Origin of the sequence: Sulfurospirillum oryzae, assembly GCF_025770725.1 — a bacterium.
In the GTDB taxonomy this organism is placed as follows: domain Bacteria; phylum Campylobacterota; class Campylobacteria; order Campylobacterales; family Sulfurospirillaceae; genus Sulfurospirillum; species Sulfurospirillum oryzae.
Genome location: NZ_JANZKZ010000007.1, coordinates 1 through 16,729 on the forward strand (window position 1 = coordinate 1; position 16,729 = coordinate 16,729).

2 protein-coding genes are annotated in these 16,729 nt (G+C 41.2%); both read left to right on the forward strand.

Annotation, left to right across the window (positions count from 1 at the left end; all coding sequences use genetic code 11):
* Positions 1-5,845, forward strand: a 5,845-nt coding sequence (locus N0B29_RS12685) for a cadherin-like domain-containing protein (RefSeq protein WP_263834095.1), incomplete at its 5' end; no start/stop codon positions are given.
* Positions 5,846-6,030: 185 nt separating this feature from the next.
* On the forward strand, positions 6,031-16,728 hold the full coding sequence (locus N0B29_RS12690) for a cadherin-like domain-containing protein (protein ID WP_263834096.1): 10,698 nt from the start codon (positions 6,031-6,033) through the stop codon (positions 16,726-16,728).
* Position 16,729: the final 1 nt, after the last annotated feature.

The following is a 16,729-nucleotide window of genomic DNA, read 5'->3' on the forward strand; positions in this document are numbered from 1 at the left end:
CATGGCACAGGTTATTGGATACATTAAATCACTCCAAAATGGTATCTTTTTCGCAAAAGATGCACACGGTCAGATCAGAGAGCTCAAAGCAGGCGATCAGGTCTTTAAAGATGAACTCGTCTATGGTGCAGAAAACAATCCTCAAAACGCACAAGTTATTATTGATGTCACTTTAACCGATGCCAAAGACATCGCACTTTCAGGCGCTGAACAACTTTACACAGACCTTTCCGTTATTGGCGGATCCTTTGAAAAAGAAGATGCCGTTCTTTCAACTGATTCATTAGAAAACGCATGGAAACTCAGTACCAATACCGCTAATCCAGATATGCCATTAGATGCTACAGCTGCTGGTGTTGAAGCTCCTGCTGCTGGACAAAGTCCTGCAGATGGTGATCATCCAAACAGTGGGATCTTTTACGATAGAACAGGTGCCATTAGTGATGTCAGAACGGTTTTAGCTCAAGATACTGTTAATGGTACTATTTCTCAAAATGTTACAAGAGTTGATACCCAAGATCTCAATGACCGCCCAGTGGTTGAGAATGTTACAAGAACTGAAATAGAAGCACTTGATGGTTCAAATAAGATAAGTGGACAACTGGTAGCTTCTGATCCTGATGTGGGCGATACCCATACATTTTTTGCCGTTGAAGGTACATTGCTTCTTAATGGAAAACCTGCACCAGAAGGTATTTCTTTTGTTCTAAATCCAGATGGAACTTACTCTGTTACAGGAGATTTCAATCACTTAGCTATGGGAGAAAATGCGGTTGTTTCATTTCAATACTACGCTGTTGATAATGGTATAGACGTAGGTGCACCACACAATTCATTACCAGCAACCGTCACTCTTACCGTTCAAGGAACCAATGACCAACCTGTTATTAGCGATATTAATGTCAATGGCGGGGTGCAAGAGGAGATTACTCATCCTAGTATAGCCGTATTTGATAACAGCAAATATGTAGATAGTTCTAATGGTTATTGGGCAGAGTCAGATAATATTCAAGCTACACTAACTTCTCAAGGTCATTCAGTTTCAGCCTTTACTGATGAAAGTTCAGCAGGTTTTAAAACTGCTTTAGCCAATGCCAGTGTTCTTATTATGCCAGAAGAAGAAAATGGTAGCTATACCAATCTATCCGCGGGCGCAAAAGAGACCATACATGATTTTGTAAATGATGGTGGCACATTGATAATAAACAGTGCTTATGTTAATTATGATACTGCCTTCCTTAATCAAATGTTCGGGTGGTCTTTAAGTGATAGTGGCATTTTTTACTCAGATGGCGGACACCCTTTTAGTAAAACTTCTGATGCAATTGGTACACGTTATGAAGGTGCTCCAAGTTCATTGCCTGACAATGATGGAACTTATACTATAGCAACGAGCTCTTTGCCAGAAGGTGCATTAAATTTATATGCCGATGGTAATGGACATACCGCTATGTTTAGTATTACAGTAGGAAGTGGGACGGTAGTCTTTTTAGCTTATGATTGGTATAACGCAGCACCAGTTGGAGATTATGATGGTGGTTGGTTAGATATTCTAAATCTTGCAGTTTCAAATACAGCACATGTTATCTATGAAACTCACGATAGCAGTGAAGGCGCTACCCATACAAACGATGGTAACAATATTTTAACAGGAGCTTTATCTGTTACAGATGATGACGCAACTGATACCCATACCTTTAGAGTGGTTGATAACAGTGTTCAGATATTAGACAAATCCGAAGCAGGCATTACTTTAGATGATGTTAAAGTCTCTATCACTAAAGGTGAAGATGGCACATGGCAATATAAAATTGATGGTGACTTCACTAAACTAGCAGCAGGCGAAAAAGCAACCGTGACATTCCAATATGTTGCCGATGATGGTCATGGATTTGATGGTACGGATGGTGTCAATGAAAGCTCTGTTAGTGCTCCAAAAACAATTACTCTTACCATTACAGGTACCAATGACCAACCAGTGGTTGAAAATGTGGTTGTTTCCCAAAATGAAGTCGTTGATGGTGTCAATACATTTACTGGCACACTTGTAGCAACCGATGCAGATGCTCACGATACACATAAATTCTATGGTGTTACCAATGAAGGCGAGGGTGGCGGTGATATGCCTCCGATGGATGATATGCCTCGAAAAGAAATACTTCTAAAAGAAATGCCAGCTGATGAGAAGATAGTATTCATCCCTAAAGAAGTTCCACAAAGTATTGCTTATACACTTGATGCTCCTACTAAAGGAGTGTATGTTGATAATATCACCATCAATGAAAATGGCACATACTCTGTTGTTGGAGACTTTAACGCTCTTGCTACAGGTGAAAAAGCAGTCGTAACATTCCAATACTATGCAGTCGATAGCAGCAGTACACAAGCCAATGGCGAGTCCAATACCTCAGAGGTTAAAACGGTTACATTGACTATTGTTGGTACAAACGATGCACCAGTGGCACACAGTGATATTAACAGTGTTACAGAAGCAGGCAGTGATGATGTGGGCAAATTTATGGCGACAGGCAATCTTCTTGCCAATGATGTTGATGTCGATCATAATGCTCATTTGGATGTTGCTTCAGTGAATGGGGTTAAACCTTTCTTTGGGCAATTCATTGTTTTTGGTGAATATGGTGCATTACATGTAAACCAAGCAACAGGTCAATATGAGTATGTCTTAAATAATCTAGACAGTCGCGTAGATGGTCTTGATACTAAAGAAACCTTGACAGAAACATTTACATACGTTGTGACTGATGAGCACGGCGCTACATCGACATCGACATTGTCAATTACCATCAATGGAACCAATGATGCTCCAACGATTTTTACAAGCACAGGTAACTGGTTCAATGCAAATGACACCGTCGATGAATCTGCATTAGCAAATGGTACACATCAAAAAGGTACAACGGCTCTTGCTTATGGGACATTTACCATTGGCGATGTTGATGGTTTAGATGACATCAAATCTATCAGTGTGGCAGGAAAAACATTTAATGTTTCATCAGACAACAATTTTGCAGACCTTGTAGGACAAACCGTTGCAACAGAACATGGTGAAGTGACCATTGCTAGCTATAGCCATGGCACATTTAACTACACCTATGCATTAACTTCTGCAACAATGGATGTTAAATTTGTGACCGAAACCGATAGCTTCAAAGTCATTGTTTCCGATGGTGATAAATCAGACAGCGCGACTGTAACAGTAAACATCACTGATGATGCTCCAATTGTCACTAAAGATGCACAAACAACCAACGAAGATGTCGCAAGCATTTCTGGTAATGTTTTAGACAATGACAAAGTAGGCGCTGATGGTGTTGGTTCTGTTGTGTTTGACCATACTAAAGGTACTTATGGCACACTCTCTTACGACAGTAAAACAGGTGCGTACACCTACACACCTAATGCAAACGCTCAAACATTGGCACAAGGAGATAGTGTTCAAGAGAAATTCACCTATACTCTTACGGATGGCGATGGCGATAAAGCAAGCAGTACATTGACCATTACGGTTACAGGTAACAACGACGCACCAGTCTTCATTCAGCCTTCCTATAGCTTTAACTATAATGAAAATAGCACAGCTGCAACGGAACTTGGAACGGTTCAAGCAACTGATATTGACCATGGAAGTAGGGTTACATACTCTATTTTAAGTGGCAACGATGCTGGTTACTATACGATCGATAGTGCAACAGGAGCGATTAAATTAACCGCAGCAGGTGTCAATTCTTCTGCAAATGATTTTGAATCACCTACCAACAACCACAACCTCGTAATAGGCGCAAGTGATAGCATAACCACAACGTCTATCAATGTAGCACTCAATGAGAAAAATGTCAACGAAGCACCCGATGCGGTGAATGATATGTATGTCATTAGTGGACTTAGAGGTCAATACTATGCGTATCATGAAGGTGATTTGCTCGATGGTGCAAATTTAAGTAACCTTGCTCAAGTGGAACAATTCATTGCTACACACACTGCAGATGCAACGTTTGCTGCAAAAGCTATTGACTTTAAATATATAGCATCAGGAGGCTTGGGCGGCGATGGTCATTTGCAAACATTCTTAGGAACAGATGCTTCAACACTCTCAAATGACCCTGAAAACAGTTCAGATGCTATTGTTAAACTAAGCGGTTCTATCGAATTAGCTAAAGGTGATTATACCTTTAGAGTAACTTCTGATGATGGTTTTAGCATAGTTATTGATGGTAAAACGGTTGCGTCAGATCCTACTATCCATGCACCAACAACAACGGATTATACAGTCAACATTGCTGAGAGTGGGACTCATAATATCAGCATCGTTTATTGGGATCAAGGTGGTGAAGCGGTTCTTAAAGTCGAGGTTAAAAATAATGTAACGGATTCAAGTTTCCATGTCTTGAATGGTACAAGCGATGCACTTTCCAATTTAGTGACCAATGAAGACACTCCTCTTACCATTGCACCAAGCATATTGCTTGCTAATGACTCCGATGTTGATGGCGATAAATTGACAATTACGAGCGTTCAAGGTGATGCAGGAACACATGGTACGGTTGCTATTGTCAATGGCAATGTTGTCTTTACCCCAGAGAAAGATTACAACGGTGATGCAACCTTCAAATACACCGTTAGCGATGGCAATGGAGCAACAGACACGGCTACCGTTACTTTACATGTAAACCCAGTCAATGACGCACCAGCCTTTGGACAAGCTTCTTATACCTTTGGTTATAATGAAAACAGCCCAACCACAGCCGTTCTTGGAACCGTTCACGCAACCGATGTAGATAGCACAACGCTCACTTACAGTATCATAGGTGGTAACAGCGATGGTTACTATGCTATTAACAGCACAACAGGAGCGATTAATCTTACAGACAAAGGCTTTGCTTCTTCTGCCAATGATTTTGAAACAGGCAATAATGCGCATACCCTTACCGTAAGTGTAAGCGACGGTAGCTTGAGTTCATCTGTCACTGTGACACTCAATGAACAAGATGTCGTTGAAGTAATTGCACATGCTAATGCAGATCATATTATTACCAATGCAGGTACAAGCACTTTTGTTGTTCCAGAATGGGCATTGATGGCAAATGATACAGGTGCGACAGATATTACAGGTGTGTCAAATAAATCTGATTTAGCGACAGTTAATTTGACAAGCAACAGCGGTTCTGTGACTATTCAAGATAATAATAGTGCTCCTGATTGGGCATGGTGGAGTGAGACTAATGGAGGTTCATTTGACTATACAGCTAATGGCTCGACTGCACATGTTGATGTGACACAAGACATTGGACGAAATCTAAATGGCACCAATGGCAATGATATTCTTATTAGCAATAACGGTCAACCTGATATTCATGGTGGCAAAGGAGATGATATTTTGATTGGTGGCAATGGCAATGATTATCTCTATGGTGAAGCTGGCAATGACACATTGGTTTACAACCCTAACAATGGTATTATTGATGGAGGAACAGGAACAGATACTTTGGTATTTACGCAACAAAATCCAAATATTGATTTTGGCTCTTTGTATAGTAGAAATGAACCAATTTCAGGTATTGAAGTGCTTGATCTTAGCAAAGCCAATGTTAGCCTTACCAATATTTCGTACAGAGATGTTCTCGATATAACCGATAGTGGTAAATTGACCATCTTGGGAGATGCTTCTGACAATGTTGATTTTGCAAACAACGAAGAGTGGACAAAATCCGCAACACCAGTGACAGAAGCTATTAATGGTGCAAGTCATACTTTTGATGTCTATACCAATAGCCATGATAGTACTGTTATAGTTAAAGTAGAGCAAAATATCCACGATACGATCTAATCTCTAAACGAGTCAGAGGGTATAAAAACTCTCTGGCTTTAATCTTTTGGTAGTGGTAAAGACTACCCCTTCTTCTCGCAGTTAGTAATGGCATAAGGTGTCATTTTTAGTACCAAAGTACAATACTTTTTCCTACCTTTTTTTGTTAGAATATAAAAATTTTCAAAACAAAGGACCTATATCACATGGCACAGGTTATTGGATACATTAAATCACTCCAAAATGGTATCTTTTTCGCAAAAGATGCACACGGTCAGATCAGAGAGCTCAAAGCAGGCGATCAGGTCTTTAAAGATGAACTCGTCTATGGTGCAGAAAACAATCCTCAAAACGCACAAGTTATTATTGATGTCACTTTAACCGATGCCAAAGACATCGCACTTTCAGGCGCTGAACAACTTTACACAGACCTTTCCGTTATTGGCGGATCCTTTGAAAAAGAAGATGCCGTTCTTTCAACTGATTCATTAGAAAACGCATGGAAACTCAGTACCAATACCGCTAATCCAGATATGCCATTAGATGCTACAGCTGCTGGTGTTGAAGCTCCTGCTGCTGGACAAAGTCCTGCAGATGGTGATCATCCAAACAGTGGGATCTTTTACGATAGAACAGGTGCCATTAGTGATGTCAGAACGGTTTTAGCTCAAGATACTGTTAATGGTACTATTTCTCAAAATGTTACAAGAGTTGATACCCAAGATCTCAATGACCGCCCAGTGGTTGAGAATGTTACAAGAACTGAAATAGAAGCACTTGATGGTTCAAATAAGATAAGTGGACAACTGGTAGCTTCTGATCCTGATGTGGGCGATACCCATACATTTTTTGCCGTTGAAGGTACACTGCTTCTTAATGGCAAACCTGCACCAGAGGGTATTTCTTTTGTCCTTAACCAAGATGGAAGCTATACCGTTACAGGTGATTTTAACCACTTAGCTGTGGGTGAAAATGCTGTTGTTTCGTTTCAATACTATGCGGTTGATAATGGCATAGATGTAGGTGAACCACACAATTCATTACCAGCAACTGTTACGATTACCGTTCAAGGTACCAATGACCAACCTGTCATCGGAGATATTAATGTCAATGGCGGTGAAGAGTCTGTTGTTGTTGATACTACTGTAGAAAGTGGATGGGGTACTTCATACAATATCGGTGGTCATGCGCAATCATTTTATGCGGCAGGCGATAATTTGACTGAAATTGGGATTGAGTTTAGTAATAACCAACATGGAAGCTTTAGATTTGATATTTTTGATGCAGAAGGAAAAATTGTCTACAGTAGTAGTGCTATAGAGGTTAATACAGGAAATAGTAACGAAATAGTCAAAATAGACCTTTCTGGCGTCACACTAAACTTGAAAGAAAAATATACGATTGATTTTGATGCTATTAGCGGAGATCCTAAAATTGTAATAAATAACGCGCAAAATAGTACGGATGGCGTTGGTTACCTTTATGGCGAAGGAGCAGATAATACTTATACATATTTTCGTGATAACTGGGATCATGGCATGCAATTTATTTACGGTGGAGGGAAAGCTATCTATGAAACCCACGATGGCAGTGAAGGTCCTACCCATACTAACGATGGAAACAATGTCCTCACAGGGGCTCTTTCTGTAACCGATGATGACACAACGGACACACATACCTTTAGAGTGGTTGATAACAGTGTTCAGGTCTTAGACAAATCAGAAGCAGGCATTACTTTAGAAGATGTTAAAGTCTCGATCACTAAAGGTGAAGATGGTACATGGCAGTATAAAATTGATGGTGACTTTAGTAAACTAGCCGCTGGAGAAACCGCAACGGTTAAATTCCAATACGTTGCCGATGATGGACATGGATTTGATGGTAAAGATGGCATCAATGAAAGCTCAGTTAGTGCTCCAAAAACAATTACCCTTACCATCACAGGAACCAATGACCAACCTGTGGTCAGTGATGTGACTCTTGACTCTCAAAATGAAGCAACAACAGGCACAAATACTTTTGGTGGAACATTGCTTGTCAGTGATGCAGATGCTCACGATACACATACCTTCCATGTGGTTGAAAATAGCTTACATGTAAACTCAGATTTTGTTAAAACTCCAGTTCTTGAGCTCAATGCCCAAACAGGTGCATACACAGTTACAGGAGACTTTAACGCTCTTGCTGCAGGCGAAAAAGCAACCATTACATTCCAATACTATGCACAAGACAACAGCATCACGCAAGCTAATGGCGAGTCCAATACCTCAGAAATTAAAACGGTTACAATGACCATTATAGGTACTAACGATGCTCCAGTGATCTCAGAAACAAGTGTCATTGCTGGTACTGCCACAGAAGCGGGTAATCTTGATGATGGTAGTGTTGTTCCAGCTGTCCAAACGTCAGGCACACTTGTTGCTACTGATGTGGATCATAATGCAGAACTTGCATGGTCAGGAAGTGCAAAAGGGACTTATGGAAGTTTTGCAATCGATCCAGCAACAGGCAAATGGACGTACACCGTTGATGACACCGTAGGATCAGCCGCCGATAAACTTAAAGAAGGTGACAAGGTCACTGAGAAATTTACTGTTGTTGTTACCGATGACCAAGGCGCTACTGCGACACAAGTTGTGACTATTACTATAAACGGTACAAACGATGCACCAGTGATTTCTGGAACAGCATCGGGTGATGCAGCAGAAGCGGGTGTTGTAACGATCACTGGCGTAACAACTCCAGTGGACGCTGTTGTTGCAACAGGAACACTCAGCGCAAGCGATGTAGATCACGATGCGACACACACATGGTCAACAAATGCGACTTCAGCAGAAGGTACAAATTATGGTACATTTGCGATTGATGACAAAGGTGTATGGACATATACTACAGGTGATGCCGCTAACCAATTAGCAGAAGGTGAAACCAAAGTCGAAACTTTCAAAGTAACAGTGACAGATGATAAAGGTGCTATTGATACCCAAGATGTTACCATTACTATTCATGGTAACAACGATGCACCAGTGCTTAACTCGCCAAATGCGCTTAACTTTAGCGTTCAAGAAGACGCTGCCAATGAGGTAAAAGTTTACAATGGAGACATCGGCGTTAAAGATTTAGCAACCGATGCTGACAATGGTGCGACACTTTATGTTGGCAAAGTCAATGGTACTCTTGTTGGTAAAGATGGTTTTGACCAACCTATCAGCCTCTCTTATATCGACAAAGATGGCCATTCAGCAAGTATCGAAGCAATGTTACATGTAAACCAAAATGGCTCTTATGTCATCAGCACCAACAATGACCTTAACCCAATCCCAGCAGGGGTAAAAGCAACAGCAACGCTAAGCTTTACCATTGCCGATGAACATGGCGCAGAGTCCGCACCTAAAACAGTCAACCTCGCGATTGAAGGAGCCAATGACGCCCCTGTTGTTGACCTTCATAGCGATACGTATGCAATGCTTTATTTTGAAAATGGTGCATCTATGCCGATTACATCAGGTACAGATATTAGCATTGGTGATGTTGACAGTGCAAACATTCAGTCAGCTTCTATCGTCCTTGCCAATGCAAAAGCAGGTGATTTTTTAACCTACAACGGTGTGACATACGACACTATCGTAGATGGCAAAATTACGGTTGATATTCACCAAACAGCTCCATTGTCTGCTTATCAAGATATGATCAAATCGGTTGCATACGGAAGCACCAGTGAAAACCCAAGCGCAGAAGACAGACACATAGAGGTCACTGTCAATGACGGATACGATAACAGCAACACAGCAACATCAACCATACATGTCATCCCCGTCAACGATGCACCAACGACAACACCTGTCACTCTTGCACCGATTGCGGAAGATAGCGGTAAACACATCATTACGCAAGCTGACTTGCTTGGAAATGCACAGGATGCTGAAGGCGATAAGCTAACTGCAACAGACTTGGAGATTAGCGCTGGAAAAGGTGAGTTGATCAATAATGGTGATGGCACATGGACATACACACCAGCTGAAAATGACGACACAGCCGTAAGCTTTAGCTACAAAGTCAGTGATGGCATTGATAGTGTGAATGGCAGTGCAACACTCGACATTACGCCAGTCAATGACGCGCCAACCACAACTCCAGTGGCACTTGCAGCAGTTGTAGAAGACAATTCTCGCCTTATCACGCAAGATGAGCTACTTACAAATGCCCATGATATTGAAGGTGACAAGCTAACTGCAACCGACTTAGCGATTACTGCTGGAAAAGGTAGCTTAGTCAATAATGGTGATGGCACATGGACATACACACCAGCCGAAAATGATGACACAGCAGTCAGCTTTAGCTATAAAATCACAGACAATGGTACCACCAATGGAGCTTCTGATGCAAAATCAATCACAGCGAGTGCAACGTTAGATATTACCCCAGCCAACGACCAACCAGTGGTAAGTGATATTAATGCAAATCAACATATTAAATTAGACTTTGATAATACGGGCTTTACAGTAGCTGAAACAGGTAATGGATATACAGCTGGACATATACCTGCAGGGTATGGCGGTATTCAATGGGATAGTAATGTCGCTGTTATATCCGTTAAAGAGGGTGCTAATTATTATGGTTACGATAATGGCTCAACATCAGGCGCAAGCACAGCCTTTAACTGGAGTGGAGCTCCTTCTGTAGGATTGGTCTTTAGTGAGGCTGTTACCTTTAACTCTACATACCTTACCGCAGCAGTTGGCGCATCAACCCAAAATGTGACTTTTAATGGCTACTTAAATGGAGTGTTGGTCGATACCACAACCGTGACGATCAATAACCAAACACCTACCTTAGTAGAACTTAATTGGGCGAATATTGATAAACTGGTTATTTCCGATGGAACTGTTTCAGGTCAAAATTGGTGGTCAATGGATGACTTTACCTATACGCTTGGTACTGAAAAAGTGGTGTATGAGTCTATGGGTAACCTAGGCGCAATGTTGAGTGATGTTACAACAACATTTACAGGTAACTTGGCAACTGCAACAGATGCAGATACGAGTGATACCCATACCTATGGCATTTCAGGAACAGCAACCTCTACCAATGCACACGTTAAAGACTTGGTTGTAACCATAGTCGATGCTGTAAAAGGAGACTATAAAGTAGAGGGTAACTTTAATGCCCTTGCCGCAGGTGAGAAAGCAGTGGTTACCTTCCAATACTACGCAGTCGATAACAGTGGTGCCGATAACGCAAAATCAGAACTTAAAACAGTCTCCCTTACCGTTACAGGAACGAATGACCAACCAGTGGTTGAGAATGTTGCCCTTGCTTCTCAAAGTGAAGCCGCAACAGGAACCAATACCTTTGCAGGAACATTGGTAGCAAGTGATGAAGACGCTAGCGATACACATACTTTCTACGCCGTTAAAGATAGTTTACATGTAGACTCACCTGTTGCACTTGGAACACCAACATTGGTTGTCAATACAGATGGCACCTACTCTGTTGTAGGAGACTTTAACCACTTGGCACAAGGTCAAACAGCAACCGTTACCTTCCAATACTATGCGGTAGATAGTAGTGGTGTAGGTGCTGGTGATGCTCATAATGAGAGTGCGACAAGTGATGCTAAAACGGTTACGATGACCATTACAGGTACGAACAATGCGGCTGTGATTACTGGTGATGATATAGGTTCAGTCAAAGAAGATATGACCACACCAAACTTAACCGATAGTGGAAAACTTACCAGTACCGATGTTGATGGTCATGATAATGTTTTTATTGCAGGAAAAGCAACGCCGTCAGGTGACGCTCTTGGTAGCTTGAGTATTGATGCACAAGGTAACTGGACATACACCGTTGATAATTCAAGAGTTCAATACCTTGCAGAGAATGAAATTAAAACAGAAACCTTTACCGTTAAAGCAGAAGATGGAACAACACATGAGGTTGTTATTACCATCGTAGGCACGAATGACGCACCGGTAATCGCAGGAACATTTAGTGGTAATGTGGTGGAAGATGGTCAAAAAACAGCGACAGGCACTCTCTCTATTAGCGATGTAGATACCAATCATAACCCAATCAGCTTTGTAGACAAAGCCGCAACAGTAGGTGATAATGGTTATGGTAGCTTTAGCCTTGTTAATGGTACATGGACTTATACGCTCAATAATAACTTAGCTTCTATTCAGTCGTTGGCTGAGGGAGAAAAAGTTACCGATAAGATAACATTTACAGCAACCGATGGCTCGAATCAAGAAGTCAGTGTAACCATTACAGGCACCAATGATGCTCCAGTCTTTGTTGTTGGCAACAATCAGCCTTCTTATAGCTTTAACTATAATGAAAATAGCACAACTACGACAGTTCTTGGTACTGTTCATGCAACCGATGGTGACAATGGAAGTAAGATTACGTATTCTATTGTGAGTGGTAACGAAGCAGGCTATTATGCGATTGATTCTGTAACAGGAGAAATTAAATTAACGACACTGGGTGTTAATTCTTTTGCCAATGATTTTGAGGCAGCTACAAACAGCCACAGCCTTGTTGTAGGTGCCTATGATGGAATTGTCACAACTTCCATTAATGTTACGCTTAATGAGCAAAATGTCAATGATAATCCAGTGGTGCTTTCAGACGCTAATAATGCTGCAAATACCGTTGCTGAAAATTCAGCAACTGGCACTGTTGTGGGTGTTACCGCGTTTGGAACAGATGCAGATTCGGGGGCAACTATCACTAAATATGAATTGACCAACAATGCCGATGGACGCTTTTCGATTGATGCAAATACAGGTGTGATTACCGTAGCAGATGGCAGTAAACTTGACTATGAGAGTGCAACAAGTCATACCGTAACGGTTAAAGCAACCAGTAGTGATGGCAGCTTTACATCTGGAGATTTTGTCATTAAAGTAACCAATATCAATGATAATCCAGTGCTACTTTCAGACATTGATAACGCTGTAAACACGGTTGCTGAAAATTCAGCAGCGGGCACTGTTGTGGGTGTTACCGCGTTTGGAACAGATGCAGATTCGGGTGCAACTATCGCTAAGTATGAATTGACCAACAATGCCGATGGACGCTTCACAATCGATGCAAAAACGGGTGTGATTACTGTTGCCGATGGAACTAAATTGAATTATGAGAGTGCAACAAGTCATACTGTAACGGTTAAAGCAACCAGCAGTGATGGCAGTTTTGCGTCTAAAGACTTTGCTATTGCAGTGACCAATGTCAATGAAGCACCAGATGCCGTTAATGACATGTATGTCATCAATGGACTCAGAGGTCAATACTATGCGTACACTGAAGGTACAGATGGTTCTAACTTGACGAACATTGGACAAGTGGAAAAATTTGTTGCTACGCATAATGCAGATGCAACGTTTGCTACAACATCGATTAATTATACATACATAGCATCAGGAAACTTGGGAGGTGATGGTAATTTGCAAAAGTTCTTAGGAACAGATGCTTCGACACTCTCTAATGATCCTAAAAACAGTTCAGATGCTATTATTAAACTGAGTGGTGCTCTTGATTTGGCAGCAGGTGATTATACCTTTAGAGTAAGATCTGATGATGGTTTTAGCATTGTTATTGATGGTAAAACGGTTGCTTCAGACGATAGTATCCACTCTCCAAGAACAACTGATTATACGGTCTCTATCGCTGAGAGTGGGACCCATAATATCAGTATCCTCTATTGGGATCAAGGTGGTGAAGCTATTCTTAAAGTTGAGCTTAAAAATAATGCAACGGATTTGGATTTCCATGTACTCAATGGTGCAAGTGATAAGCTCTCTAATTTGGTTACCAATGAAGATACACCTCTTACCATTGTACCAAGTACGCTATTAGGAAATGACAGTGATGTCGATGGCGATAAATTAACGATTACGAGTGTTCAAGGCGATGCAGCAACGCATGGTACAGTTGCCATTGTCAATGGTAATGTTGTCTTTACTCCAGAGAAAGATTACAATGGTGATGCAGTCTTTAAGTACACCGTTAGTGATGGAAATGGAGGCACTGATACCGCTACCGTTACTTTACATGTAAATCCAGTCAATGATGCACCTGTTGTTACTAATACACCTAGCGAACTTTTTGGTTCAGTTACTGAAGATGCACTTGTTACAACGGCTTCAGGACAACTTGGCGCAAGCGATGTTGATTCAGGAGCGACACAATCATGGAGCATTGTTGGTACACCAGATACAACGTATGGTTCTATTGGCATTGACTCAACAGGAAAATGGACATATACGTTAGATAATTCGCTCAGCACAACACAAGCACTTGCAGAGGGTGAAACTAAAACACTTAACTATACTGCTCGTGTGATGGATGATAAAGGCGCTTATGTTGACCAAACGATTACAGTGACTGTAAAAGGAACTAATGACGCACCAGTGATTTCTGGAACAGCGCTAGGTGACGCAGTAGAAGCGGGCGTTGTAACGATCACTGGCGTAACAACGCCAGTGGCAGCTGTTGTAGCAACAGGAACACTCAGCGCAAGTGATGTAGATAACGATGCGACACACACATGGTCAACAAATGCGACTTCAGCAGAAGGTACAAATTATGGTACATTTGCGATTGATGACAAAGGTGTATGGACATATACTACAGGTGATGCCGCTAACCAATTAGCAGAAGGTGAAACCAAAGTCGAAACTTTCAAAGTAACAGTGACAGATGATAAAGGTGCTATTGATACCCAAGATGTCACCATTACTATTCATGGTAACAACGATGCACCAGTGCTTAATTCGCCAAATGCGCTAGAGCTTAGTGTTCATGAAGAGAATGCAACGCTTAATATGTACACCAGCGGAAGTGTTAGCCTTCCAACTTTGGCAACAGATGTTGACAATGGTGCAACATTGCATGTCAGTAAAGTCAATGGAAATAGTGTTGATGCAACAAATGGTTATGATACACCATTGACATTCTCGTATACTGACAAAGATGGTAATGTAGCAACAGTCGATGCGACAGTGCATATCGGACAAGATGGATCTTATAAAATTACTTACACTAGTAGCTTGGATGGAATTCCTGAGGGTGCGACAGCAACAGCAACTCTAAACTTTACCATTGTTGATGAACATGGCGCAGAGGCAAGTGCAAAACCAGTTACGGTAACCATTATTGGAAATAATGATGCACCAGTAGCCGTTGCTGATGCACTCAGTGCCACAGAAGATACCCAGATTATCTTTAATGCATCTGATTTGTTAGGTAATGACACAGATGTTGATAGTGCTAGTACTTTACTGAAGATAGCAAGTGTCACGAGTGGCGATAATGGTACTGCAGTTCTTAATGCAGATGGTACGGTAACCTTTACACCAAATGCGAACTTTAGTGGTACAGCACACTTCACCTATACAACTACTGATGGGGTAGCGACTTCGAATAGTGCAACTGCGACTGTCAATATAGCTCCAGTAGCTGATGCTCCAACGCTGTCATTGGTTCTGGATACAGCGACTCTTGTTGCCCCACCAAGTATTGCAACTGGTAATGGATTAACTCAAACGGTTTACAAAAACTTTGACAATACTACTATAAATAGTGATACGCTTGAAACTTTGACCGATAGTCTAAAAGGTGGAGTGAGTACGACAACGACACAGCCATATCGCACAGGTGGTGATGGTACCGATAATATTGCTGAAAGAAGTGTTGAAGTTACTAAGGGACTAATTTATCTTGAGAAAGGAACTACACTCGCTTTCTCAGGCTATTTCGATGATTCATTCTTAATTGAATTAGGTGGAAAAACACTTATTAGTACAACAGGAGACGCTTATGGAAGCTACAATACAGCCAATACAGCAACAACGACTGTTGGTAGTGGAACGGTTACTAGTACGGGCGTATTTACGGCTTCTGTCACAGGTTATTATACGTTAGAGACTTATATCTATAACCATTATGGTGCAGGTGACTTATCAATCAATGTAAGTGTCAATGGAGCAACAGCGGTTGCTTTAAATACAACAAACTTTAAGCTTTATACCAACATTGCAGCTATTGATGCACAACATGCGCAACATAGCAGTTTGATTATTACAGCGGGAAGTGATGGTGGCGTTTATCCGATTGCACATGCGGGAGAATACAGTTATGACTTAACCGTTCATGCTGCATTAACAGATGGTAGTGAGACATTAGATTCAGTTCATATCCTTACTTCTTCGTTGGGTGGAGCGACACTCAGTGGTGCTGGTGTGACATTAGTGGGAGATCACTATGAGATTGCTGTAACAAATGACACAGATTCCCATGTGACATTAACTGCAAATCATGCGATGAGTACAAGCGATATCAATGCTATTTCTGGCAGTGTAACATCAACAGATGGTACATCGACTGCTACGACAACCGAAACAGTGCTCAATGAAGTTACCGGTGTTACTGGAACGGATGGAAATGATCTTATAACAGGGACAATTAGTAGTGAAGCGCTAAGTGGTGGAAAAGGTAATGACACACTTGTTTACGATAGTGCTGATAGTAAAATAGATGGCGGAGTAGGTACTGATACATTACTCTTTACGAAAAATACTACGATTGATTTTAGTACACTTGATAGTAGTACTAATCCAATTAAAAATATTGAGGTGCTTGATTTAACCAAAGCTAATGTCACCATTACAAATCTTTCATTAAACGATGTTATTGATATGACAGATACTAGTCATACATTAACCATTCTTGGGGATGCAGCAGATAACGTAACGGTTGATAGTAGTACATTAAATAAAACAGGCACATCAACAGAAGTGGTCAATGGTGCTTCACATACGTTTGATATTTATACGCATACAAATGCAAGTGATCCAACGGTTACCGTGAAAATCGAACAAGATATTCACCATAGCTAAT

Coding starts and splice junctions, on each gene's coding strand:
- N0B29_RS12690 (WP_263834096.1), top strand. CDS start 6,031: ATGGCACAGGTTATTGGATACATTAAATCACTCCAAAATGGTATCTTT.